We start from the raw sequence: 24,480 nt of genomic DNA on the forward strand, positions 1-24,480 counted from the left end.
GGCGTCGGCGCGCCCCCGGACATGGCCTCGACCGGCCAGACCCGGGCCTCCGTCTTCTTCACCAACATCAGCCGCCACACCTGTTCGCTCATCGGCTTCCCCGGCGTCGACATCGTCGGCAACCGCGCGACGGACGGCACCTGGTCGCTGATCCGCGCCTCGACGACGCCCACCAAGATCCTGCTCAAGCCCTCGGACACCACGAACTTCTCCATCACTCTCCTCCCCACCACCGCCCCCGCCGCCGAGGCCTTCGAGCCCGCCCTGGTCCGCATCACGCCGCCGGACGAGAAGACCCAGTTCGCGCTGAAGTGGCCCTGGGGCGGCTCGATCGTCCGCCAGGACGGCGCCACCCACCCCGGCACCTTCGTGAACCCCGTGGGCTCCTGACCGACCCATGGCCGACGGCGGCGTCTCAGTGGATGTCCGCGCTGACGATCATGCCGTCACGGACCGTGTAGGTCCCGGAGAAGACGCGGTGGCTGCCGTCCGTCTGTGTGGCGTCGAGAACGACGCTCACGGTGTCGCCCTGGACATCCGTCACCGTCACCGTGTCGTGGGCGGTACCGGCGAAGCCGGCCACGAAGCCCTGCATGGACCCGTTGAGGTTCTTGCCGCCCAGGTTCCATGCCGTGAGATAGGCGTGGGCGTTGATGGCGGCGTAGTAGTTCTCGACGACCTGGCGGGGACTCGTCGCCCCGGCGGCGGACGTGGGCGCGGGTGCCGTGGAGACGGTCGGCTGGGGCACCGGGGCGGTGCCCGTGGACGGCGAGCCCTTCTCCACGCCCTGCACGGTCCATTGGCCGGTGTTGGCGGCGAAGCCGGAATTCAGGGTGAACTGCACTTTGGCGATCACGGAGGCCTTCGGCACTTCGAACGTGATGAAGCCCAGCGCCGTGTCCCCCGGGGTGATCCGGACACTGCCGGGGAAGCTGGGCCCCGCATTCGTGTCGGCGATCGTGGAGTTGAAGGCCTGGCCCTGGGTGTCGATCACCTGCGCCCCGTTGGAGGGGGAATCCGCGTACACGGCCGTCCCGGTGTCCCGCAGCCGGAACTGCACGGCCACGAAGCGGTTTCCCGCGTCCGGACCGAAGACGCCGGCGCCCGCGGGATCCACGACCCGCGTGACCGTGACGGCCATGCGCTCACCGTCACCGGTACCCACCAGATCCAGGGTGTCGCCGATCTGCGCCTCCTGCTGCCCCGCACCGGTCGGTGACGCGGTGGGACCCGGGACGGACGATCCGGACGTGGAAGGCTGCACGGACGCGGGGGAAGTGGTGACCGTCGGGGAGGAGCAGCCGACGGCGACGGTGGCGAGCACCACGGCGAAGAGGGACGACGCACACAGCCATTGAGCGCGATGCATGGTCATCGCCTCCTGGGAAGCGTCTGCACATCGTCCGCTTTTGGTTCCCTATCCCACCATAGGTTCCTCGCCGTACCCCCGCGCGTCGGTGCTCCCGGTCAGCGGGCCAGGCGGCCCAGGAGGGACGAGGCCGCCGCGATGCCCAGGGCCGCGATGACGATCACCACGACCGCCTGGATCAGCGCCTTCGCCCCGGCCGCGAACGCCTTGCCGGTGATCAGGGCCGGCCGACGCGGTTCGAAGAAGTCCTGTGGCATGGCACTCGTTTGAGGGAGGGCGGCCGGGTTGGCTGCCGCAGAGCTGATCCGACGGCTGTTCCGTTGGGGGCGCCGTACGTGCGCCGCCCGTTCGCCCCGGCGTGTTCGTGAGGGCACCTGCTGTCACTGCCAGCAGGTTCGGATATCAGCACAGTTGGCCGTTGCTGGCAAGGGTTGTCGCCTACCTCTCGGTCACCGGACGGCCACGCTGCGCCGACCTGCGCACGGGAGCGGGAACTGATCAGGGACGATCAGGTGCGAGCCGCCCGCGGGCCCCATGGCGAAGCGCGCCTCCCGCCTCCCGCCGGCCGGAACGGGGCGGGCGGGAGACGGAAGGCGCGAGGCGGAAAGCGTGAGGCGGAAAGCGTGAGGCGGCAGGGACGGGTACTACTTCGGTGCGGTGGCCCAGGCGAGGTCGGGAAGGTAACTGGGTGCCACCGCGAACCCCTTCAGCTTGCGGCTGTTGAAGGCGTAGATCCCGTCGGTCCGCAGCACCGAGACGAACCACGCCTGGTCGACGACCCGGCGCATGACGTTCTGGTAGAGCGCCGGCTGCTGCTCCTGGGGGGCGGCCGCGGCGGTGGCCAGCATGGCGGTCAGTGCGGGGTCCTGCGAGGCGAACGGGTTGAACGCGGTCGGGTGCGGCAGCATCCAGTCCAGCGACAGCGTGTAGGTGGAGGCGCCGCCGTAGCCGAACCCGAGCGCGGGGAACTTCTTCGACGTGGCGTTGCCCAGCCACTGGCCGATGCTGGTGTCCGTGGTGACGGTGGTGGTGACGCCGATCTGCTTCCACTGCTGGACGACGGCCTGGGTGACCAGGTCGATGCCGAAGAAGTTCTGGGTCTCCATGTGCAGCGCGAACCCGTTCGGGTATCCCGCCGCGGCGAGCAACTGCTTGGCCTTCGCCGGATCGTAGGAGTAGTGGTTGTCGTAGTCGGCGGCGAAACCGTCCAGGCCGGGGAGGGATATCTGGTCGGTGGCGTGGCCGTACTGCTGGAAGAGAGCCTTGGTGATGCTCTCGCGGTCGACGCCGTAGTTGAGGGCTTGGCGGACCCGGACGTCCTTGAGGGGCTTGGACAGGACCCCGTCCCGGTCGACGAGGTCGATGCCGAGGAAGGCGTTGGGCGAGCGGATCACGCTCAGGCCGCCCGAGGTGGCGGTGTCGACCTGGTTGGCGGTGATGCCCAGGATGTCGGCCTGCCCGGTCTTCACGGCCTGGAGGGCCGAGTTGGGGTTGGCGACGATCTTGATGATCACCTTCTTCCAGTGGATCTTCGTCTTGTCCCAGTAGTTGGGGTTGGGGGTGTAGGTGTAGTGGTCGCCGGTGGCCGTGTGCGCCGTGTCCAGGACGTACGGGCCCGCGCCGAAGGACTGGGTGCCCATCTTCTTGGCGTCGGCCAGGCCCGCCGGGCTGATCACCGAGCCGACGAGCAGGATCTGGTTGAGCAGCTGCGGCACGTTGGGGTGCGGGCTGGAGCAGTGGATCCGCACGGTGAGCGGACCGGTGGCGGTGACGGAGTCGATCGCCGAGGTCCAGGAGACGTTGAGCCCGTTCTTGCGGGTGTAGTTCAGTGACGCCGCGACAGTCTGGGCGGTCATGGCCGTGCCGTCGGCGAACTTCACCCCGTCGCGCAGGGTGAACTCGAACTCCCGGTTGCCGGTGCCGACGTACCCCCACTTGGTGGCGAGCGCGGGACCGGTCTTCCCGTCCTGCCCCTGCCGCAGAACGGTGTCGTAGGCCAGGTTGACGAACCAGTTGTCGGAACCGACGTTGGCCTTCGCCGGGTCGAGGCTCGCCGGGGCGCTCGGGGAGATGACGGTCAGGGTGTCGCCCTGGCCGCCGGATTCCTTCGACGACCCGCCGCACGCGGTGGCCGCGGCGGCGAGCACCACCAAGGTCGCCAGCCCGCTGATCATTCGTTGCCTGAACACGGCACTTCCTCTCCTGTGATTCCTGAATGTGCTGGAACGGTCAGCGGATGCAGGTCCGCGGCGCGATGGCAGGCGGCGGTCCGCCCGCCGCCCGACGCTTCGCCGCCGGGGACGGGCAGCAGCTCGGGGCGCAGGCTGTGGCAGATGTCGATCGCGTGCGGGCAGCGGTGCGCGAAGGCACAGCCGGTGGCCGCGGGCGGCTGGGTGGACAGGACCGTGGCGCCGGCCGCCTCCTTGTCGGCCCTGCGGGCCCGTTGCACCCGGGGATCGGGTTCGGGGACCGCGGCGAGCAGCGCCTGGGTGTAGGGGTGCACGGGATCGGCGTAGACGTCGTCGGCGGGCCCGGACTCCATGACCTGGCCGCGGTACAGGACGACGATGCGGTGCGAGAGGTGCCGGACGACGGGGAGGTCGTGGGCGATGAACAGATAGCTGAGGGAGAGCTCGCTCTGCAGATCGGCCAGCAGGTTCATCACCTGGGCCTGGATGGACAGGTCGAGTGCGCTGACCGGTTCGTCGCAGATCACCAGGCGTGGTGAGAGCATCAGCGCGCGGGCGATGGCGATCCGCTGCCGCTGCCCGCCGGAGAACTGCCCGGGGTACCGGTTCGCGGTGTCGGCGGGCATCCCGACCCGCGCCAGCATCTCCGTGACCCGCTCGGCGGTCTCCGCCGCACCGATCTTCCGGTGCACCAGCAGCGGTTCGGCGAGCGTCCGGCCGATGGTGCGGGCCGGATTGAGCGATGAGTACGGGTCCTGGAAGACCACTTGCAGCCGGGCGCTGAGCTCCCGCCGGACACCCGGCCGGGCGCTGGTGATGTCGGCGCCCTCGAAGTGGATCCGGCCGGAGCGGACGGGGTTGAGACCGAGCACGGCCCGGCCGATGGTCGACTTGCCCGAGCCGGACTCGCCGACCAGGCCGACGGTCTCCCCCGCCGCGATGGTCAGGGACACCGAGTCCACGGCACGGAACGGCGCGGTACGCCGGCCCTGGCGGAACTCGACGGTCAGGTCCTGGATGTCGAGGATGGTCTGCGGAGTCATCTGGGGGTGCCCTCCACGAGGAGCTGCTGGGAATGGACGCACCGCGTGAGGCGGTCGGGTACGGGCCGGGTGAGGGCGACCGGTGCCGCCGCGCACGCGTCGGTGACGCGCGAGCACCGGGCGGCGAACCGGCAGCCCTGCGGCCAGTCGCGGGGGGCAGGCACCGTGCCGGGGATCGTCGGCAGCGGCTCTCCGCCGCCGGCCAGGTGCGGGTTGGCCGCCAGCAGGCCCGCGGTGTACGGATGCAGCGGCAGGGTGAACATCGACTCGACGTCCGCCTGCTCCACGACCTGCCCCGCGTACATCACGACCGACCGGTGGCAGAGGTCCGCCACCACCCCCCAGTCGTGGGTGACGATGAGCACGGCCATCCCCGTCTCTGCCTGCAGCCCGCGCAGCAGCGTCAGGATCTCGGCCTGGACGGTCACGTCCAGCGCGGTGGTCGGCTCGTCGGCGATCAGCAGCTTCGGGTCGCCCGCCAGGGCCAGCGCGATGGCGACACGCTGGGCCATCCCGCCGGACAGCTGGTGCGGGTAGCGGCCGGCCACCGCCTCCGGGTCGGGGATGTTCACCATGGTCAGCAGCTCGATCACCCGGCGGTGGGCCGCGGCGCGGGTCGTCCGCCGGTCGGCGCGGCTGTGCCGCCGTACGGCCTCGGCGAGTTGGCGGCCGACCGGGAAGGTCGGGTCGAGGGCCACCATCGGTTCCTGGGACACATAGGCGATCCCGGAGCCACGGACCCGGGCCAGCTCGGCCGGGGAGCCGGCCAGGTCGACCCCGTCGAACACCACCTGGCCGCCGGCGACCCGGCCGCCGCCGGGCACAAGGCCCAGGACGCCCAGCGCCGTCACCGACTTGCCGCACCCGGACTCACCGACGACGCCGAGTGTTTCGCCCGCCATGACGTCGAAGGACACTCCCTGGACGACGGGGATGCCGCCGATCTCGACCGACAGGTTCCGCACCGACAGCAGCGCCCGCGCGTCCGGTTCAATCGAGCCCTCCACCGGGGCCACGGCGTCCTCGGCGGACCTCGGCGCCGGCACCGTGCGGCCCGGCGGTGCCGCCATCTTGGAGACCGACCAGCCCTCGATGGCCGCGTCGCGGATCGCGTCGCCCAGCAGACCCAGCGCGATCACGGTGATGACCAGCGGAATGCCCGCGGGGACCAGCATCCAGGGATCACGGTCGATGTTCTGGGACGCGTCCGCGACCAGACCGCCCCACGACGGGTCGGGCGGCTGCGCCCCGAGGCCAAGAAACCCCAGCCCCGCCTGGATGGTGACGACGATCGCGGAGAACAGCGCCGCCTGGACGATGACCATGCTGGTCATCCGCGGCAGCACGTGCCGGCGCAGGATCTGGGAGCGCGTCAGCCCCGCGACCTTCGCCGCGGCGACGTACAACTCCTCGCGGATGCCGAGGGTCTGTGACCGCAGGATCCGGATCAGGCCCGGACTGCCGAGCACCCCGAAGGTGATCATCGCGGCGTGCAGATTGCCGGGGAACACCGACAGGACGACGAGCACGATGATGATGCCCGGGAGCGCGAACATCAGGTCCGCGGTACGGGTGACCAGCCAGTCCACCCAGCCGCCGAGATACCCCGAGGCCAGCCCCAGGACGGTGCCGATCACCAGGTAGACCAGCAGCGACTCGGCCACCGCCAGCAGCGTGGAGCGGCCGCCGAACAGCAGCCGGCTCAGCAGGTCCCGGCCCAGGTTGTCGGTGCCGAGCAGATGGCCGCCCGAGGGGCCGGCCAGCACGTGTCCGAGGTCCTGCTCCAGCGGCCCGCGCGGGGCGGTGAACGAGGCTCCGGCGGTGGCCGCGGTCAGCAGCACCAGCCAGCCGATGGCGGCCGCGCCCGACGGGCGGCGCACGACCCGGGCGAGCAGACCCGGTCTCTTCGCGGCGGTGCTCATGCGGCACGCACCCGCGGGTCGAGACGGCCGTACGCCAGGTCCACCAGCAGGTTGACCAGGACCACCAGCACCGTGATGTACAAGACGGCTCCTTGGATGAGGGGGATGTCGTGCTGGATGGTGGCCTGTTGCGTCAGGCTGCCGAGGCCGGGCATGGCGAACACCGTCTCGACGAAGACAGCGGCGGAGAGCAGGCTGACCAGCACCACGCCCAGGACGGTCACCACCGGCAGCGCCGCGTTGCGCAGCACGTGCCGGTAGAGGATCGAGCGCGGTGAGAAGCCGTTGGCCTGCATCACCCGGATGAAGTCGCGGGTGGAGGTGTCCAGCACCGAGTCACGGGTCTGCTTGGCGATGATCGCCACCGCGCCCACCGACAGCGACATGACCGGCAGCACCAGCGAACGCGCCCACTGCGCCGGGTCGTCGGCGAACGGTACGTAGCCCGTCACCGGGAACCAGCGCAACTGCACCGCCAGCACCGCGATCAGGACCAGCGCGAGCCAGAACGCCGGGACGGCCAGGCCGATCAGCGACAGCCCGTCCACGATCCTGACGAGGAAACCGCCGCGCCGCGCGCTCAGCAGGCCCAGCGCCACGCCCAGGATCCCGGACACCACGGTGCCCGCGACGATCAGCGATATCGATACCGGCAGCCGGTTGTTCAGCACCGACGTGACCGGCTCACCGCTGAACAGCGAGGAGGCGAGGTCGCCGTGGAACACCCGCACCAGCCAGTGCCAGTACTGCACCGGCAGCGGTTCGTCCAGGCCCAGTTGGCCGCGGACGGTCCGGTACTGCTCCTCGGTCGCGTGCTGCCCGACGATCGTCCGGGCCGGGTCCCCCGGCACCAGTGACACCAGCACGAACGTCAGGGCCGAGACCATGAACAGCAGCGGAGTCGACGACAGCAGCCGCCGGATCACCAGCCGGAATATTGCCATGCTCACCTCATCGGAAGTTGTACGAAGGGAGGATCTGGGGAGCGCTGAGGGCGCCTCGGCGGCGATGGCGAGAGAGATCCTGGATGCCGGGTCGCGGAACGGAGGGCGGTGGCGGGTTACGCCGAATCCCCCGGCCGGGCCACCGCCACAGGCGGTGCGACTACGCGGCGGGCATGGCCGCTTGCGCGGCTCCAGCGAAGATTATCGAGCTGATTTAGCTACAGCCAGAAGAAGAACATACGAAATTTACACGTGTCAATAGACTGCACCGCACTACTCAAGATGGCGGGTTACACGTGATACCTGAGGGTGGATTGACGGGGATTTCACCCCGGGGGAAGCCCGGTCTACGGAGCTTCGGAGCCCGTCACCTTGCGCACATGGCGAAGGCTCGGCTCGGCGAGCAGCTCGTGCAGCTGCTGGAAGACCCGGCGGGCCTCCACCGCGTTCCAGTCACCGGGAAGCAGCTCGGCGGGCAGGCCGGGGTCGAGGTACGGCAGCCGGCGCCACTGCGTCAGCATCGGCACATAGGCGCGGAAGGCCTCGGTGGGATCGATGGCGGACTGCTCCGCCAGCCGGGCCGCGATGGGCGCGTACATCCCGGTGAACGCCTCGTACTGCGCCTCGATGGCCGGGAAGTCCCACCAGGAGCTGACGGCGGTCCGCAGATCGCTGAACGCGGCGTAGTCGGCCGTGAAGAGATGGACGTAGTCGCTCAGCCCGAGGCGTTCGAGCGTGTTGCGCGCGTCCTCCAGCAGCCGGCCGGGCGCCAGCCACACGCCGGCCGCGGTGTTCCCGAAGCCCAGCCAGGTCAGCCGGGTGCGCAGCTGGTAACGGTGGGCGCGCTCGGACTCGGGCACGGAGAAGACGGCCATCACCCAGCCGTCGCTGAGGTTCGCCGGTTCCAGGCTGCCGAAGATCCGCCGGTCGCCCTCGTCGAAGATCGCGTGCACGGCGGGGCTGAGCCGGTACCCGGTCGCCCCCTGCCGCTCGGGTTCGAGAATGCCCCGCTTCTTGAGCCGGGAGATCGCCGACCGCACCGCGGGGCCGTCCACGTCCAGTTCCGCCATCAGGACGATCAGGTCGGCGATGGAGATCCATCCGCCGAGATGCCGGACGAAGGCCCCGTAGACCGTGTTGATCAGGGAGCTGGGCCGGGTCGAGCTGTCCGACATGATCGCCTTCCGTCGTGTGCGGAGGCGATCCTACCGAGACGTACGCCCTCGGCCCGTCCCCAGGGCACGTCGGGCCGGCCCGGCCGGTCCGGGAAGCGGGCCGGCGGGCACCCGGCGGTATCCCCCGGTGGTCACCCGGCGGCCACCTCCTGCCCGAGGATGGGCACCTCGGCGTAGCCGCCGGACAGCAGATGTCCCGCTCCGGGCGCGACCGCCGGCAGGTCCAGCGCGCGGAGCAGCTGGTGGGCGGTGCACACCGCCGCGGACACCACGGGCTTGCCGAGCAGCTGCTCGGCCTGGTCGATGGCGCCCAGCGAGGGCATCTGCACGCACGCGGAGAGCACGACGGCGTCGGCCTCCTCGTAGTCCAGCGCCCGCGCGATGTCCGGCAGCAGGGCCGGGTCGTGGGCCGCGACGTCGAGGTTGTCGGGGATCTCCAGCGCCTCGTAGTCGAGCACCTCGAAACCCTCATGGGTGAGGTAGTCGACGACGGTCTGCGTGAGCGGGCGCATATAGGGGGCGACGAGCGCGATCTTCTTGGCGCCGAGGGTGCGCAGCCCGTGCACGAGGGCGCCGGCGCTGGTGACCACCGGGGCCGCTCCGCCGTTCTCGGCGGTGCGCGCGTGCAGCCGACTCTCGGAGACGCGGTGGTAGCCCAGACCCATGCTCATGATCGCCACCAGGCAGGCGTAACCGAGCACGTCCACCCGGGCGTCGGAGAGCTCCAGGGCGCACCGGTCGGAGTCGGCGTCCATGGCCCTGAGCTGTTCCGGCGTGACGTGGGTCATCCGCATCCGGCTGGAGTGGAAGGTGAACCGTTCCGGTGCGATGGTCTCCCGGGCGCGCAGGATGGCGGGCACTTCGGTTTCCATCGTGACGTTCGAACTCGGCACGATCTGGCCGATCCGGTAGCTGCGGTGGGACAAGGCGGTGCGCTCCTTCGGTGCGGGGGTTGGCTGATGACGGTGGGTCAGCGGGCGTCGATCACCGGGTTCGACAGCGTGCCGATGCCCTCGATCGTGGCTTCGACCAGGTCGCCGGGCTGCAGGAACTCCGGCGGGACCATGCCGGCGCCGACGCCCGACGGGGAGCCGGTCGCGATGACGTCACCGGGTTCCAGGGTCATGCCCGAGGTGATGTCCGCGATGAGCCGGGCGATCGGGAAGAGCATGTGCCGGGTGTTCGACTTCTGCTTGATCACGTCGTTGACCCGCAGCGACAGGTCCAGCGCCATCGGGTCCCCCACCGCGTCGGCGGTGACCACGGCCGGGCCGAACGGCGCGTAGGAGTCCTGGCCCTTGGAGAAGAACCACTGGCCGGAGCGGCGCTGGTCGCGGGCGCTGATGTCGTTGATGATGCTGTAGCCGAAGATGTGGTCCCAGGCGTCCGCCTCCGAGACGCGGAAGGCCGTGCGGCCGATGACGACGGCGAGTTCGCACTCCCAGTCCAGCTGTGTCGTCAGGTCCGCGTTGTGCAGGATCGGCCGGCCGGGGCCGGTGATCGCGGTGGCGGGCTTGCCGAACAGCACGGGCCGGTCGGGCAGTTCCTTCGCGGTGTCCAGCGTGCGGCTGGACTCCGCGACGTGCTCGACGTAGTTCAGACCGACGCCGACGACCTTGCCCGGCCGCAGCGGTGCGCGGAGTTCGACATCGGCGAGGCGGTGCACGACGCCGGCCGGCCAGCCGGCCGGGTCGCCGCTCAGCAGCTCGCGGGCCGCGTCCAGGGCGGCGGATCCCGACCGGATGAAGGAGAGCAGGTCGGCCGGAAGCTCGGTCCCGGCGTGCCCGGCCAGTGCGGCGAGGTCGACCACCCGGTCGTCGAGCTGGGCGCCCAGGCGGTCGGGCGCGTCGTTGTGGGTGTACGTGATCAGGCGCATGGCTGCTCCTTGCGAGGGTGGGACGGGGTACGTCGGGGTCGGGGGGCCCGGGGGGTGAACCGGCGGTGTCCCCATCAGGAGGACACCGCCGGTCCTGGCCGGGGACGGTGTCGGCGCGACAGGAGTGTCCCCGGAGACTCCGGCGCCGGAGCCGGTGTCAGGGCCGGCGGATCCGGCGGCGCGGGACGTCTTGGGTGGCGGGCCCGTCGGGTGACGGGCCCGACAAGCGACGGGTCGGTGCTCGCCTAGGTGACGGGCTGGTGCCCGTCGTTCGCGGTGTACGCCTCTTCACGGAAGAAGCCGAGCGAGCGCATCACCGGGAAGTCGTTGAACGAGAACAGGCAGGCGTCCTCGGACCGGTCGAGGTTCTCGTGCTCGTGCCAGGCCCAGGACGGCACGCAGAAGATGTCGCCCTGCTTCCACGCGAACCGCTGCCCGGCGATCACCGAGACACCGTGGCCCTTGGCGGCCGTGTAGATGACGGATCCGGTGTGCCGGTGGGCGCGGGTCGCCTGGCCGGGGCGCAGCAGCTGCATATGGGCGCTCATCGTGGGCATCACGGATCCGCCGGTGAGCGGGTTGGTGTACTCCATGATCACGCCGTCGTACGGGGAGCCGTCCGTGGTTTTCGCCAGGTCGCGCAGCGCCGCGTAGGTCGGCTCCCAGGGATAGGCCAGCAGCGGAGAGTACGGCCTCGTCCACTTCTCCACGCCGTACGGCAGGAGGTTGCCGCCGTAGGTGAGAACGGAGGAGTTGATCACCTTTCCGGGCGTCTGGTAGAGGTCGGGGTGGACCTCGTAGAAGCCCGCGTCCAGGGAGTTGACCAGGGGGATGTCCAGGCCGTCCTGCCAGATGACGGGGGCGTCGTCGGAGTCGTTGCCGTGCTCGTGCCAGGTGCCGTTGGGGGTGATGGCGAAGTCGCGGGCGCCGACCTTCAGCTTCTGCCCGTCCACGATCGTCCAGGCACCGGTGCCCTCCTGGACGAAGCGCAGTGCGGCGGCCTGGTGCCGGTGGGCGGTCATCGCCTCGCCGGGGCCCATGATCTGCAGTCCGGTGTAGAGCAGTCCCGCGGCGGCGCTGACGTCCTTGCGGCCGGGGTTGACGAGCATGACGACCCGCCTGCCGGCGTCATCGGCCTTGACGAGGTCGAGCGCCTTGTGGACCAGCGGCCGCAGTTCCTCGTAACGCCACAGGACGGGCACGGACTTCGGCTGCGGGAACCAGGGTTCGATCTCGTTGGCGACGGTCCACAGGGCGCCGGCCTCGAGGCCGGCGAGCTCGCCGTAGTACGCCGTCAGCTCGGGGGTGTCGGACACGCGGGCGCGTCCCAGCATGGTGTCGTCGTTCTCGGCGGTCATATCTCCTCCTTGAGGTCCTTGAGGCCGTTGCGGTCCTGCAGTTCGGTGCTGTCCTTGGCGTCCGGGGCGGGAGCCGCCGGCGCGGGGTCGGTCGCGAAGGTCACCGGTTGGCGTGGACGGTTGTCGACGTGGAGCTGGAAGACGTCGAAGCGGTTGTAGTGGCCGGTGATGTCGTGCATCTGCTTGGGCTGGATGCACTTGCCGAGGTCGATCTCGGCGTAGACGATGCCCTCGTCGTCGATCAGCGGCTCGGTGACCGGGCGTCCGTCCGGGCCGAAGATCCCGGACAGCGCGCTGCGGGGGCGGGCGAGCATCCGGCGCACCTCCTGGTCGTCGCCGGCGATGGTGTCCACGATCTCCGGGGAGATCGTGGAGCAGGCCACGACGGAGAAGACCTTGCCCTCGAAGGAGTGCGCGGCGGTGCGGACCGCGATGGCGTCCGCCATGTCGTAGTCCTCGGGGGCCACCGGCAGGGCGATGTAGCTGGAGGCGTGGACGAGTTCGCCCTGCGCCAGCAGCGTGAAGCGGGCCAGCGTGTTGGTGTTCTCGCCGCAGGCCAGGACGCCGAGCGGGCCGATCGGGGTCCGGTGCACCTGCAGGGAGCTGCCGTCGCCGCCGGTCCAGGTCAGCTTCTCTGCCCACGTCGGCACCAATTTGCGGTGCACGCCCAGCAGTTCGCCCTCGGTACCGATCGTCAGCATCGTGTTGTAGAGGACGCCGAGGCTGTGCGCGCCGCGCTCGTTGACGCCGATGACGAGGACGACGCCGTACTGGCGGGCGGCGGCGCGCAGCGCGTCCACCTCCGGTCCCGGGATGTCGACCGACGAGCGGTAGAGGCGCTCGAACCACGGGGAGCCCTGGACCGGGTTCATCGTCCAGTTCCAGTACGGGTATCCGGGGATGAAGACCTCGGGGAAGACGATCAGCGAGGCGCCGTTGCCGGCCGCCTCCCCGATGAGGGCGATCGCTTTGTCGACGGTCGCACCGGCGTCCAGGTACACCGGTGACGCCTGGACCGCGGCGGCGGTGTCGCGGGGCAGGTTCAGCATCCGGTCCTCCTTGCTTCTGCGGTGGTGAGCGCGGTCAACGGCGCCCGGTCGGTGGTCGGCACGATCAGCGGCCGCTCGTCGCGCCGGACAGGTCCGCGTCCGGCAGCCCGGCCGCCGGGTGCGGAAGCCAGCGCTGGTGCACGGGCACGGGCGGTTCGCGCAGCAGCTGGAGCCGGGGCGGCACCCGGTCGGTGCGGGCGCCGGGCGGCTTGCCGCTGCCCGCCTTCCACGAGTGCGGCCAGGTCGCTCCCGGCCCGGTGTAGTCCTGGGCCGCGGCGGCGTGCAGGGTCCACAGCGGGTCGTGGAGCTGGGCCCGGCCGACGGCGCACAGGTCGGCGCGGCCCGCCAGGATGATCGAGTTGACGTCGTCGTAGGTGGAGATGGCGCCCACGGCGATGGTCGGGATCCCGGTGGCGTTGCGCACCAGGTCGGCGAACGGCGTCTGGTAGCTGCGCCCGTAGCGCGGCCGCTCATGGGCGACGACCTCACCGGTGGAGACGTCGAGCGCGTCCGCCCCGGCGTCCGCGAGGGCGCGGCAGATCTCCACCACGTCGGCTTCGCTGGTGCCGCCCTCGGCCCAGTCCGCCGCGGAGATCCGGATGACCAGTGCCTTCCCCGCCGGCCATACGGCGCGCACCGCCCGCAGCACCTCCAGGGGGAAGCGCAGCCGTCCTTCCAGCGTGCCGCCGTAGGCGTCGGTGCGGAGGTTGGTCAGCGGGGAGAGGAAGCCGGACATCAGATGGCCGTGGCCGTACTGCAGCTCCAGGACGTCGAATCCGGCCCGGTGGGCGCGTTCCGCGGCGGCGGTGAAGTCCCGGGCGATCTCGTCCATGTCCGTGCGGGTGGCCTCGCGCGGCACCGGGTCCGCCTCGTTCCAGGGCAGGGCCGAGGCGGCGATGGTCGGCCAGCCGTCGTCGCCGAGCGGGCCGGAACTGCCGTCGGAGCGGGGCATGGTGGTCGCGGCGCGGCGTCCGGCGTGGGTGAGCTGGATGCCCAGGCAGGTGTCCGACTGCTGGTGGACGAAGTCGGTGATCCGCCGCCAGGCGGCCTCCTGCCCGTCGGTGTACAGCCCCGGGCAGCCGGGGGTGGCCCGCCCCTGCGGGCTGACGGCCGTCATCCCCGCGAAGACCAGCGCCGAGCCGCCGAGCGCCCGGGTGCTCAGGTGCACGAGGTCGAAGTCCCCCGGCACACCGTCGCGTGCGGTGTACAGCGCCGTGGGCGGCACGACCACCCGGTTGCGCAGGTGCAGGCCGCCGAGCCGGAACGGCCGGAACATCGGCGGCACGGACACCGCCGCCGGCCGCACCGCCGCGGTCAGCGGTTCCTCCGCCTCGGCGAGCCAGGAGTCGACCGCCGCGGTGAACTCCCCGTCCCGCACCCGGAGGTTGTCGTAGGTGACGCGGCGGCTGCGGGTGAGCAGGTTGAACGCGAACTGGTGCGGGTCCTGGCCGGTGTACCGGCCGACGTTCTCGAACCACTCCAGGCTGGCCTGGGCCGCGCGCTGGGTGGATTCGACCACCGGCCGGCGCTCCGCCTCGTAGGCGCTCAGCGCCGCGGGAACGTCCGGGTGCTCCTGCAGACAGGCGGCGAGGGCGAGCGCGTCCTCCATCGCCAGCTTGGTGCCGGAGCCGATCGAGAAGTGCGCGGTGTGCGCCGCGTCCCCCAGCAGCACGACGTTGCCGTGCTGCCAGGACCGGTTGCGCACGGTCGTGAACCGCAGCCACTTGGAGTTGTTGGGTATGAGCCGGTGCCCGTCGAGGTGGTCCGCGAGGAGTTCCTCGCAGAGCCGGATGCTCTCCTCGTCGCTGGTGCCGGGCGGCAGGTCACGGGCCGCGAACGTGTCGAAGCCCGCGCGCCGCCAGGCCGCCTCGTCGATCTCGACGATGAAGGTGCTGCGCTTCCCGTCGAAGGGATAGGCATGGACCTGCAGGGTGCCGAAGTCCGCCTCGGCGACGATGAAGGTGAACGCCTCGAAGACCCGGTCGGTGCCCAGCCACATGTAGCGGGACCCGCGCTCGTCGAGATCCGGCCCGAAGCGGTCGGCGAAGTGCTCCCGGGTCGCCGACCGCACCCCGTCGGAGGCCACCACGAGGTCGTACTCCGCGGCGAGTTCCGCCGCCGGCGGCGCCTGGGTGCTGTACCGGACGTCGACCCCCAGGGCGGCGCAGCGCTGCTGCAGGATCTGCAGCAGCCGCTTGCGTCCCAGGGCGGCGAAGCCGTGGCCGCCGGAGGTGAGGACCTGGCCGCCGTAACAGACGTCGATGTCGCTCCAGCGGGCGAACTCCTCCGACATGGCGGCGTAGACCTCGGGGTCGGCCTGCGCGATGCCGTCGAGCGTCTCGTCCGAGAACACGACCCCGAAGCCGAACGTGTCCTCAGCGGCGTTGCGCTCCCAGACGGTGACGTCCCATCGCGGTGAGAGCTGCTTGGCCAGGGCTGCGAAGTACAGCCCGCCGGGCCCTCCTCCGATGACTGCTACGCGCACGGGTCCTCCTCGTGGTTCTGCGACATAAGATATGCCGCATTTTCTGCGATCGTCAATATTGCAACATGGCGGGGCGGGACCGCGTGCGGTCCCGCCCGGCTCGCGCCGGTCAGGCGAACAGCTCGGGAGCCTGTGCGCCCGCCGTCGACAGCAGCCGGCGGACGTCGTCGGGCCAGGGCTCGGAGCCCTTGGCGCGCGCGGCGGAGTGGACGATCGTCATACGCCCGGTGGCGGCGACCCCGTCCCCGTCCGCCGCCCCGTCCTCGCTCTCACCGCGCACGGTGAAGGCGTAATGCAGCGAACTGGTGCCCACCTTGGTGATCCGCAGTTCGGTGCGGACGGCCTGCCCGAACCACAGCCGCTCCCGGTAGTCCGCCTCGAAGTGGACCCGGGGGATGCTGCCGAAGAGATGGCCGAGGCCGAGCCTGCGCAGCAGGACCGCTTCGGCCGCCTCGACCCAGCGCACCACCGTGGAGTGGTGGTAGTGCCCGGCCGCGTCCGTGTCCGGCCACTCGACCCGCCGTTCGACGGTCACGCTGGGCAGCGACGCCTCGCCGCCCGTCGCACCGTCCACCGCCATCCTGCGCAGTTCACCGCGGCGCAGCTTCCCGTTGCTGGTGCGCGGCAGCGCGGTGACGAACTCGATGGCGCGGGGGTACTTGTAGGGCGCGATGGTCCGCTTGACGTGGTCCTGCAGCGCCTTGACGGTGTCCGCGCCGGCCTCGACCCCGGCCCGCAGGACGACATAGGCCGTGACGACCATGCCGCGCCTGCCGTCCGGGGCTCCCACCACACCGCACTCCTCGACGTCGGGATGGACGACGAGCGCCTTCTCCACCTCGGGACCCGCGATGTTGTAGCCGGACGAGACGATCATGTCGTCGCTGCGGGCCACGTACCAGAAGTAGCCGTCGGCGTCCCGGACGTAGGTGTCGCCGGTGATGTTCCAGCCGTCCCTGACGTACTCCGACTGCCGTGGGTCCGACAGGTACCGGCAGCCGGTGGGGCCCTTGACGGCGAGCAGGCCCGGCTGCCCGTCGGGGACGGCCGCCCCCGTCTCGTCGACGACGGCCGCCCGGTAGCCCGGGACCGGCTTGCCCGTCGCGCCGGGGCGTATGTCGCCGTCGGCGGCGGAGATGAACACGTGCAGCATCTCGGTCGCACCGATGCCGTCGATGATGTGCAGTCCGGTGGTGGCGCGGAACTCCTCCCACACGCTCGCCGGCAGCGCCTCGCCGGCGGAGACGCACCGGCGGACGCCCGCCAGCCGGTCCGCGACACCGGCGGCCATGATCGCGCGATAGGCGGTGGGTGCGGTGAAGAGCACCGTGACACCGTGCTCGGCCACCAGGTCGGCGAGTTGGGTCGGTGTCGCCTGCTCGATCAGCAGGGTCGCCGCGCCGACGTGCAGCGGGAACACCACCAGCCCGCCCAGCCCGAAGGTGAACGCCAGCGGAGGCGTTCCGGTGAACACGTCGTCCTGCCGGGGCTGGAGGACATGCCGGGAGAACGTGTCGGCGTTGGCGAGCACGTCCCGGTGGAAGTGCATGGTCGCCTTGGGACGTCCCGTCGTGCCGGAGGTGAAGGCGATCAGCGCCACATCGTCCGCGGCGGTGTCGACGTTCACGAACGAGCCGCTCTTCGTCCCGCTGCGGGCCGCCAGGTCGTCCGGTCCGGTGCCGCCGTAGGGGACGACGGTCAGGCCGGCGGCACCGGCCGCGTCGAGCTCTTCGAGATAGCGGTGATCGCACAGGGCGGCGACCGGGCGGCTGATGTCGTGCAGTTCGGCGAGTTCCGCGGCGCGCAGCAGCGGCATGGTGGTGACGGCGACGCCGCCGGCCTTCAGGACGCCGAACCAGGACGCGACCAGCCACGGATTGTTCGGGCCGCGCAGCAGCACACGGTTGCCGGGCTGGAGGCCGAGGTCCTCGGTGAGCACCTGCGCCACCTGGTTGGCGCGCCGCAGGAGGTCCCCGTACGTCCATCGCCCGGTCGGGGTGAGCAGGCACGGCCGGTCGGGACCCCAGCGGGCGACGGCGTCGTCGAGCAGCGACTGCGCGCAGTTGAGCCGGGTCGGATACGCCAACTCCGGTAGATCGAAGCTGAGTTCGGGCCACTGGGCGAACGGTGGCAGCCGGTCGCGACAGAAGGTATCGGCATGCGCGGACGGAGAGAGCTCCATGGGGCGGCACCTCAATCTCGGGGCAGCGGGGAGAGTGGAGCCAGTATCTCGCCAAAATGACGGCAGTCAATGATTCGCTATAAAGGTTCTCGTTAAGAACAGGTTTCGTCACGGAAAGTGACGGAAGCGGAGGTCCGCAACGGGCCGGGGCGGTCACCTGGCGCCGCCGGGACGCCCGTCAGCGCGCGACGGGCACCCGCACCCGGATGGTTTTCCCGGCACCACCGCCCGCACCCCTACCGCCGTACGGGAGGACCTCCACCGAGCCGCACGCCTCGTCGACCAACAGGTTCACCATCAGCAGACCGCGCCCGCACTCCGCATCCGGATCGACGTCCGCCCCGGCCCGGGGCGGGCACGGGTCCCCGTCGCTCACGTCCAGCCACAGCTGACCGCCGCCGACGGCCGCGGTGACGCGCAGCTGCTCAGTGGCCGGCCCGGCGTGCTGCACGGAGTTGGCGGCCAGTTCGGTGACGACCAGCAGGAGGGTGTCGATGACGTCGGCATGGATGTGCCAGTCCAGCAGGACGCGGTGCAGCCGCCGGCGGATCCGCGGGACGGCCGCCACCTCGGGCGACAGCACCCAGTGGACGAGCGCGCGGCCCGGAGGAGGCGGCGCGGACGGGCGGGACCGCGCCCGCCCGGCGCCGGCGGGCGCCGGCAGGACCGGCGGGGCCGACGACGTGGACGGCATCGGCGGGGTGGACGGAGCGGAGACGGTGAACGCGGTGACGGTGAGCATCGCGGGACTCCCGGGGCGGGACGGCGAGGCGAGGGGGGACGGACGCCTGTGTCGCTCGTGCAACCTCCGCCGGCTCCTGCGCCACCTCTCGGATCAACTGGACCGAAATTCTGGGGTCAGTGCCGGTACGGATCGTTGTTACACGTGTAACATGCTAGGCAGCCCTCCGCGCCAAGCGCAAGGCATTTCGGGCAAAAGTTGCAGGATGTCGGATTTCACCGACGCCGTGAACCGCCGCGCACTCCCGTGCGCCTCATAAAGCTCGTGGACCTCGTGGACCTCGTGGACCTCCACTGACGTGCGCGGCCGTCCGCGGTGGTCTCCGCCGAGCACACGGCCCGTGCGCCGCCGCGGACACACGTCGATCGACCTGGATGGAAAGGGACCGGAATGACGCAGTCACCGCCAGCCCAACTCGACCTGGGGTGGCCTCCGCCGCCCTTCCTGGCCCCCGTGCCGCCCGTGGTGGGCGACGACGGCGTGACCCGGTTCGAGGGCGTCACCTACGCGACCTCGCCGGGGTACCGGCCGCGGTTGCTCGACGTCCAGGTGCCCGCCAGCGCGACGCCCCCGCCGGTCGTCCTCTGGATCCACGGCGGAGGCTGGATGGAGGGCGACCGGCGCTACCCGCCGCCCACCGTGCCCGTCGAGCTGCTGCACGGCTCGGTCCTCGGCGCCGGCTTCGCCCTCGTCTCCATCGACTACCGGCACAGCCTGGAGGCGCCGTTCCCGGCGCAGCTGCACGACGTCAAGGCGGCGATCCGCTACATCCGCCGCTTCGCCGGCAGTTTCGGCATCGACACCGACCGGATCGCCGTGTGGGGCGAGTCGGCCGGCGGTCATCTGGCGGCACTGGCCGGGCTCACCACGGCCGACGGCCCCGGCGGCGGCGCGATGGAGGGCACCGAGGGCGTCCTCGGCGAGCCGACCGCGGTACAGGCCGTCGTCGACTGGTACGGGGTCCACGAGATCGCCTCGCTGCTCGCCCACCCGATGCCGCCGTCACCGCCCGGCGCGCCCGAGTACCCCAACCCGTTCGCGGCGCTGCTCGGCGGCACCGAGGACGAGCGGACCGACCTGGCACGGGCCGCCAGCCCCGTCACCTATGTCGGCGCGGGCGCCCCGCCCTTCCTGCTGATCCACGGGACCAAGGACGGTCTGGTGCCCTACAGCCAGAGCGAGCTCCTCGCCGCGGAGCTGCGCACCGCGGGCGGCGAGGTCACCCTCACGCCGGTGGACGGCGCCGACCACATCTTCCTCGGCTCCCCGGACATCGTCTCGATCGTCGGCGACAGCGTCGCCTTCATCGCCGGCCGGTTGAACGGCCCGTCCCAGCCCTGACCCGGGCGGTTGCTTCCGCGAGCGGCGGCCGGACCTCCGGCCGCCGCTCTCTGCACGCCGCCCCCGTCCCTCGTCCAACTCTTCCGTATCCGTATCCGTTCATCCGTTTCCCCGTCCGTCCGCCCCCGCGGACCGGGCCGCGAGAGGCACCACGTGACCGACACATCGACCGCCGTTCCCGAGCTCCCGACCGCCGCCGGGAACCACCGGCTGCCCGCCGCTCCCTCGCGACCACGCGTGCTCCCCCTCGCGCTGGTCTGCCTGCTGGCCACCGCGCTGATCGGGATCGCCACGCGTGCCGACGTCCGGCACCCCTTCTTCCAGGGGCTGGACGAGCGGTGGCTCGGCTGGATGGGAGGACCGCACCGAGGTGTCTACGAGGGGGTCGCCACGGTCCTGAACTGGTTCGGCGGACCGCTCGGCGTGGTGGTCCCGCTGGCGCTCCTGGTGGCGCTGCTCGTCCTGAGGCGCTGGTGGTCGGTGCTGTATCTGCTCACCACCTACCTCTCGGCGAACATGCTCGTCGTCCAGGTCCTCAAGCAGGTGGTGGACCGGCCGCGGCCCGCCCACCCGCTGGTCAGGGTGGACCACGGCTCGTTCCCGTCCGGCCACGCCGCCGGCGCGGCGACCCTCGTGGTGATCGTCGGCGTCCTGCTGATCCCGCTCGCCCGGCGCCGGGCCTGGTGGCTGGGCGGCGGGTTGTTCGTCGCGCTGATGATGTGGAGCCGGACGTGGCTGCACGCGCACTGGCTCAGCGACACGGTCGCGGGAGCCCTTGCCGGTGCGGGTACCTCGCTGCTGCTCTGGTGGGCCTTCGCCCCGCTGCTCGCCCGGGAGCGCGCCGGCTGAGCCGGAAGTGAACTGACGCTACGAGGACGCCCGGTGGATGAGGGTGACGTCCACCGGGGCGGGCGCTGCAGCGAGGCCAGCACCAGATCGTCGGCGCCGACCACGGCCACGTCGTCCGGGACGTTGCTGCCCGCGTCCTGGAAGGCGTGCATCAGCAGCGCCGCGTACTCGTCGTTGTACGCGAAGACCGCGTCCAGACCCAGCCCCGGCCAGCGTTCCGCCAGTTGGGCCACCGAGTCCTGGGTGTACGCCACCTCGACGGCGGTCACCGTCGCCGTCTCCGCGAGGTCACCGGTGGCCGTGATCACGAAGTCGAAACGCATGGTGGTACGGGACTGCTCGTTGTAACGCTCCCAGACCGGCAGCGCCGCATGGTTCGGATCGTTAGGATGAGACGTAAAGGGGTCGTACAGGCCAGGAGCGGTTCTTCGCGGGATGGTCATGGTCGCTGGAGGATGAGTCGGACACGACGGGGGCTCGCGTTGGATCGCCTGGCCGGAGCGGACCTGGAAGTCGGCCAAGACCAGTTCATCCTGCACGGGTTTGTCATCCTCCTCGGTCCAGCCGAGCAACCCGTACAGGCTGACGATCCCGGCCATGTCGGCGGGCGGCAGCGGGCGGTAAGCCGTGGCGTGCCCGGACTTCCGGGCACCGGAGTCGTTCGGAAACCACGCCCCGCCGGCGTGGGGCGCGGTCACCGGCTCCGCCAACGCGGTCAGCGTCTTGATGCGGTCCCGCGGCGCCGGCACGGCTGCGACGCAATCCCGCAACGCCCGACGCTGCGCACGGCAGAAAAGATGGTCACTACCGCAGGTCGACCGGACGCGGTGGGCGGGTGACCGGCCGGGCGGCGCCCGCGATGCTGCCCCCATCGCTGCGCGTGTGGCTCGGGCTGATTGCGGCCCTCGCCGCGCTGGCGGTCACGGTACTCGGGGTCCTGTATGCCGGCCACAGCCAGCCCGGCAGGGTGGACGGGTGGATCCAGCCGGCGGTGGAGGGTGTGCGGCCGCCGTGGCGGAACGTCGCTCTGACCATGGACTTCTTGGGGGAGCCCGTGGGAGCGGTGATGCTGGTCGTGGCCATCGTGACGGGGTGCCTGCTGCTTCGGAGTCCTCGCGCAGCGGTGCTCGTCGTTGCCGGTGTCGGCATGACCGTGGGAACGGCGACGCTGCTCAAGCATCTGGTGGGGCGCACCATCCACGGCGACGGCAACCTGTCCTACCCGAGCGGGCACACCGCCTTCGCCACCGCGCTCGCCCTCATGGTGGCGCTGCTCGCGACCGGCCGGCTCGGCCTCGGCCGGACGGGCCGCACGTTACTCGTGCTCGCCGCGGCGCTGGTTGCCGGCGCAGCCATGGGCTGGGCGCAGGTCGCTCTGGGCGCGCACTACCCGACCGACGCCCTCGGCGGCTGGTGCACCGCGCTGGCGGTGATCCCGGCGACCGCGTGGCTGGTCGACCGGATGGCCGACTGGCTGGTTGATCGGACGGCCGCGGCCGGTTGGCGGGAGCGTCGCTGACGTCACGTCACACCAAGCGGCGGAACACGGGCTTCACCGGCCGCCCGGCCAGCCAGGGGGTGGGGTCAGCGGCGTCCAGTGCCTTCCGGTACACCGCGCATGCCTGGGCCACCACGTCGATGGTTCGGTCGATGTCTGCGTCGTCAAGCGCGCTGCTCACCACGAACGACTGGGCCAGCACTCCGCCCGCGAGGAGCCGGCGCAGGAACAGGGTGCGGTACTGCTGCGACGGCTGCCCGTTCTCGTCCAGGGTGGCGAAGACCAGGTTGCTGGCCCGGCCTCGTACGACGACGTGGTCGCCGACGCCCATGCCGGCCGCGGCGGCGCGGACACCGGTGGCCAACCGCTCGCCGAGGGCGTGCAGTTGTGCGGTGATGCCCTCCTCGACATAGGTGGTCTGCACGGCCATCGCGGCGGCCAGGGAGTGCGTTTCCGCACCGTGCGTGGTGGACAGCAGGAACACCCGGTCGCCGGAGTGACGCAGCCCGCCCCACTCCATCAGGTCGCGGCGCCCGGCCAGCGCGGAGACGGCGAACCCGTTGCCCAGCGCCTTGCCGAACGTGGAGAGGTCGGGCACCACGCCGTACAGGCCCTGGGCGCCCGCCTCGGACCAGCGGAAGCCGGTGATCATCTCATCGAAGATCAGTACGCAGCCGTGCTGGTCGGCCAGCTCGCGCAGGCCGGCGAGGTATCCGGGCGGGGGCTCGGTGTGGCCGGCCGGTTCGAGGATCAGGCAGGCGACCTCATCCTGGTACCGGGTGAGCAATTCCTCCGTGGCGGCCAGGTCCCCGTAAGGGAACGCCACGGTGAGCCCGGTGGTCGCCGCCGGAATGCCTGCGGACATCGACGTGATGCCGATGAACCAGTCGTCGACGGAGAAGAACGGATGGTCGCCGCAGATGGCCACCCGCGGGCGCCCGGTAACGGCGCGGGCGAGGCGCACCGCGGCGGTGGTGACGTCGGAGCCGTTCTTCGCGAACTTCACCATCTCCGCGGTCGGCACCGTGGCCAGGAAGCGCTCCGCGGCCTCGACCTCCACGATGGACGGCCGGACGAAGTTGCTGCCGCGGTCGAGTTCCCGCCGCACCGCCTCGAGCACGCGTGGGTGGGCGTGGCCGAGGCTGACCGACCGCAGGCCGGAGCCGTACTCGATATAGCGGTTGCCGTCGATGTCCCACACGTGGGCACCGCGGCCGTGGCTGATGACCGGCGCCACGTTCTCGGGGTACTGGTCGTCGCCCTTGGCGTAGGTGTGCGCGCCCCCGGGGATCATGGCGTGCAACCGCTCGTTCGCCATCCGCGACCGGGGCAGGAGGAACTCTTCGGTGTCCACGGTGACTTCAGTCTCTTCGGTGTGTTGGGTGTCCACGCCGACCTCACTTCTCGCTGTGCTTCAGGACTTCGGCGAGGCTGGGCGCCTCCCGGTCCCGCTGGGACATCGATGTGGCCGGCAGCGGCCAGGGAATGGCGAGCTCCGGGTCGTCGAAGGCGATCGTCACGTCCTCGGCCGGATCGTGCGGGCGGTCGATCCGGTACGAGGTGTCAGCGGTTTCGGTCAGCGCCTGGAAGCCGTGCGCGCACCCCGCCGGGATGTACAGGGTCGTCTGCGTCTCGCCGGACAGCTCGAAGAAGGCTCGGTTGCGATAGGTCGGCGAGTCCGTCCGCAGGTCCACGACGACGTCGAAGATCCTCCCGTACGAGCACCGCACCAGCTTCGCCTCGCCGGCTCCGGAGCGCAGGTGCAGGCCGCGCAGCACGCCCCGGACCGAGCGGGACACGCTGTCCTGGACGAAGGCGTCCGGGTCGAGGCCCACCGAGCGGACCACGTCGGCGTCGAAGGTACGGCAGAAGAAGCCGCGCTCGTCGGCGTACCGCGTCGGCTCGAAGAGGTACGCGCCGGTGATCTCCGGGACTTCGGTCGCCTTCATGGAGCCTTCCTCGAGGTGTGGACGTGGTCGGCCGCAGGAAACAGGGCCGCGGTCAAGGAGTTGAACTGGTGCTCGAGTTGCCGGGCGGCGGCCAGGTTCCGCTCGGTGAGGGTCTGCCGCAGCTCGGCCGATCGCTTCTCCAGCGCCCAGAACTGCTCGAGCAGCCGGTCGGCGTCGACCTCGCGCGCCGGGTGGCAGTACGCGCCGAGACCCATCTCCGTCATGAGCGCGTCACTCTTCGCCGCATAGCAGAGGGCGAGCACCGGCGTGCTGGTCTTCAGCGCGCAGATCAGGTTGTGGTACCTGATCGCCACCACGGTGTCGGCAGCCGCCATCTCCTTCATCAGGTCGGCCAGTGAGGACGGCTCGGCAGCGGTGACCAGCGGCGAGTCGGTGGCGAGCGTGTACTCGTACTGGACTGTCACCTGACCGTCGCCGTCGATGACCGCCTGGCCGGTGAGCGCGAGGATCACGTCCGGCCGCTCGTACAGCGCCTGGACGCAGCGCCG

The 24,480-nt window shown here is 71.1% G+C and carries 20 protein-coding genes and 3 pseudogenes; 4 read left to right on the plus strand and 19 right to left on the minus strand.

Annotated elements, in window-relative coordinates:
• Positions 1-390 (plus strand): DUF4232 domain-containing protein (locus tag O3W51_RS42880; protein ID WP_269289183.1); only part of this gene is annotated, 390 nt, incomplete at its 5' end.
• 25 nt (positions 391-415) lie between these two features.
• Here the strand turns inward: O3W51_RS42880 and O3W51_RS42885 are convergent.
• The 15 genes and pseudogenes from O3W51_RS42885 to O3W51_RS42955 form a co-directional block, all read right to left on the minus strand.
• Positions 416-1,369, minus strand: a complete 954-nt coding sequence (locus tag O3W51_RS42885) for a DUF4352 domain-containing protein (protein ID WP_232485166.1) — start codon at positions 1,367-1,369, stop codon at positions 416-418.
• Positions 1,370-1,503: 134 nt separating this feature from the next.
• A pseudogene (locus tag O3W51_RS48640) lies at positions 1,504-1,599 on the minus strand (ABC transporter permease); the annotation flags it as partial.
• Between the two features lie 414 nt (positions 1,600-2,013).
• Positions 2,014-3,558 carry an ABC transporter substrate-binding protein gene (locus O3W51_RS42895; RefSeq protein WP_198357622.1) on the minus strand — a complete coding sequence of 515 codons (1,545 nt, stop codon included), beginning with the start codon at positions 3,556-3,558 and terminating at the stop codon, positions 2,014-2,016.
• Complete coding sequence (locus O3W51_RS42900; protein ID WP_138352516.1) at positions 3,540-4,601, minus strand: ABC transporter ATP-binding protein; 1,062 nt, start codon at positions 4,599-4,601, stop codon at positions 3,540-3,542. The genes O3W51_RS42895 and O3W51_RS42900 overlap by 19 nt, the downstream gene beginning before the upstream one ends.
• A complete protein-coding gene (locus O3W51_RS42905) occupies positions 4,598-6,523 on the minus strand; it encodes a dipeptide/oligopeptide/nickel ABC transporter permease/ATP-binding protein (protein ID WP_138352515.1) in 1,926 nt (641 codons plus the stop codon). Before O3W51_RS42905 ends, O3W51_RS42900 begins: the two co-directional genes overlap by 4 nt.
• A complete protein-coding gene (locus tag O3W51_RS42910) occupies positions 6,520-7,467 on the minus strand; it encodes an ABC transporter permease (RefSeq protein ID WP_198357623.1) in 948 nt (315 codons plus the stop codon). Before O3W51_RS42910 ends, O3W51_RS42905 begins: the two co-directional genes overlap by 4 nt.
• A 347-nt stretch (positions 7,468-7,814) precedes the next feature.
• A complete protein-coding gene (locus O3W51_RS42915) occupies positions 7,815-8,642 on the minus strand; it encodes a PaaX family transcriptional regulator (RefSeq protein ID WP_138352514.1) in 828 nt (275 codons plus the stop codon).
• Positions 8,643-8,773: 131 nt separating this feature from the next.
• The gene (locus O3W51_RS42920) at positions 8,774-9,514 is read right to left on the minus strand and encodes a maleate cis-trans isomerase family protein (RefSeq protein ID WP_138352584.1); all 741 of its coding nucleotides are present in this window, start codon (positions 9,512-9,514) and stop codon (positions 8,774-8,776) included.
• A 98-nt stretch (positions 9,515-9,612) separates the two neighbouring features.
• Positions 9,613-10,518 carry a fumarylacetoacetate hydrolase family protein gene (locus O3W51_RS42925; RefSeq protein ID WP_138352513.1) on the minus strand — a complete coding sequence of 302 codons (906 nt, stop codon included), beginning with the start codon at positions 10,516-10,518 and terminating at the stop codon, positions 9,613-9,615.
• Between the two features lie 245 nt (positions 10,519-10,763).
• Positions 10,764-11,876, minus strand: coding sequence for a cupin domain-containing protein (locus O3W51_RS42930; RefSeq protein WP_138352512.1), 1,113 nt, complete (start codon positions 11,874-11,876; stop codon positions 10,764-10,766).
• Positions 11,873-12,925 (minus strand): carbon-nitrogen hydrolase family protein, encoded by a 1,053-nt coding sequence (locus O3W51_RS42935; protein WP_269289191.1) that lies wholly within the window; start codon positions 12,923-12,925, stop codon positions 11,873-11,875. The genes O3W51_RS42930 and O3W51_RS42935 overlap by 4 nt, the downstream gene beginning before the upstream one ends.
• Before the next feature lie 64 nt (positions 12,926-12,989).
• Positions 12,990-15,410: a bifunctional salicylyl-CoA 5-hydroxylase/oxidoreductase gene (locus O3W51_RS42940; RefSeq protein WP_138352510.1), complete on the minus strand. Its 2,421-nt coding sequence runs from the start codon at positions 15,408-15,410 to the stop codon at positions 12,990-12,992.
• A gap of 109 nt (positions 15,411-15,519) precedes the next feature.
• Positions 15,520-15,990, minus strand: coding sequence for an acyl-CoA thioesterase (locus tag O3W51_RS42945; RefSeq protein WP_232485188.1), 471 nt, complete (start codon positions 15,988-15,990; stop codon positions 15,520-15,522).
• Positions 15,967-17,592: pseudogene (locus O3W51_RS42950) on the minus strand (AMP-binding protein); the annotation flags it as partial. The pseudogene O3W51_RS42950 and the gene O3W51_RS42945, both read right to left, overlap by 24 nt.
• Positions 17,593-17,770: 178 nt before the next feature.
• Positions 17,771-18,334: an ATP-binding protein gene (locus O3W51_RS42955; protein ID WP_198357624.1), complete on the minus strand. Its 564-nt coding sequence runs from the start codon at positions 18,332-18,334 to the stop codon at positions 17,771-17,773.
• 390 nt (positions 18,335-18,724) lie between these two features.
• On the opposite strand from O3W51_RS42955, the gene O3W51_RS42960 reads away from it, so the two are divergent.
• Both O3W51_RS42960 and O3W51_RS42965 read left to right on the plus strand, forming a co-directional pair.
• Positions 18,725-19,675: an alpha/beta hydrolase gene (locus O3W51_RS42960; RefSeq protein WP_198357625.1), complete on the plus strand. Its 951-nt coding sequence runs from the start codon at positions 18,725-18,727 to the stop codon at positions 19,673-19,675.
• A 153-nt stretch (positions 19,676-19,828) separates the two neighbouring features.
• Positions 19,829-20,524: a phosphatase PAP2 family protein gene (locus tag O3W51_RS42965; protein WP_198357626.1), complete on the plus strand. Its 696-nt coding sequence runs from the start codon at positions 19,829-19,831 to the stop codon at positions 20,522-20,524.
• A 59-nt stretch (positions 20,525-20,583) separates the two neighbouring features.
• Here the strand turns inward: O3W51_RS42965 and O3W51_RS42970 are convergent.
• Positions 20,584-20,760 (minus strand): annotated as a pseudogene (locus O3W51_RS42970) (substrate-binding domain-containing protein); the annotation flags it as partial.
• 599 nt (positions 20,761-21,359) lie between these two features.
• Between O3W51_RS42970 and O3W51_RS42975 the strand changes: the two are divergent.
• Positions 21,360-22,043, plus strand: coding sequence for a phosphatase PAP2 family protein (locus O3W51_RS42975; RefSeq protein ID WP_138352506.1), 684 nt, complete (start codon positions 21,360-21,362; stop codon positions 22,041-22,043).
• Positions 22,044-22,050: 7 nt separating this feature from the next.
• Here O3W51_RS42975 and O3W51_RS42980 read toward each other — a convergent pair whose 3' ends face one another.
• From O3W51_RS42980 to O3W51_RS42990, 3 genes are all read right to left on the minus strand, one after another.
• Entirely contained in the window at positions 22,051-23,376 is a 1,326-nt protein-coding gene (locus O3W51_RS42980) for a glutamate-1-semialdehyde 2,1-aminomutase (RefSeq protein ID WP_138352582.1), read from the minus strand.
• A 43-nt stretch (positions 23,377-23,419) separates the two neighbouring features.
• Positions 23,420-23,971, minus strand: a complete 552-nt coding sequence (gene rfbC, locus O3W51_RS42985; RefSeq protein ID WP_138352505.1) for a dTDP-4-dehydrorhamnose 3,5-epimerase — start codon at positions 23,969-23,971, stop codon at positions 23,420-23,422.
• Positions 23,968-24,480: polysaccharide pyruvyl transferase family protein (locus O3W51_RS42990; protein WP_331284145.1), on the minus strand; the 513-nt coding region annotated here is incomplete at its 5' end. The genes O3W51_RS42990 and rfbC, both read right to left, overlap by 4 nt.

The organism is Streptomyces sp. H39-C1, from assembly GCF_027158125.1.
In the GTDB taxonomy this organism is placed as follows: Bacteria; Actinomycetota; Actinomycetes; order Streptomycetales; family Streptomycetaceae; genus Actinacidiphila; species Actinacidiphila fildesensis.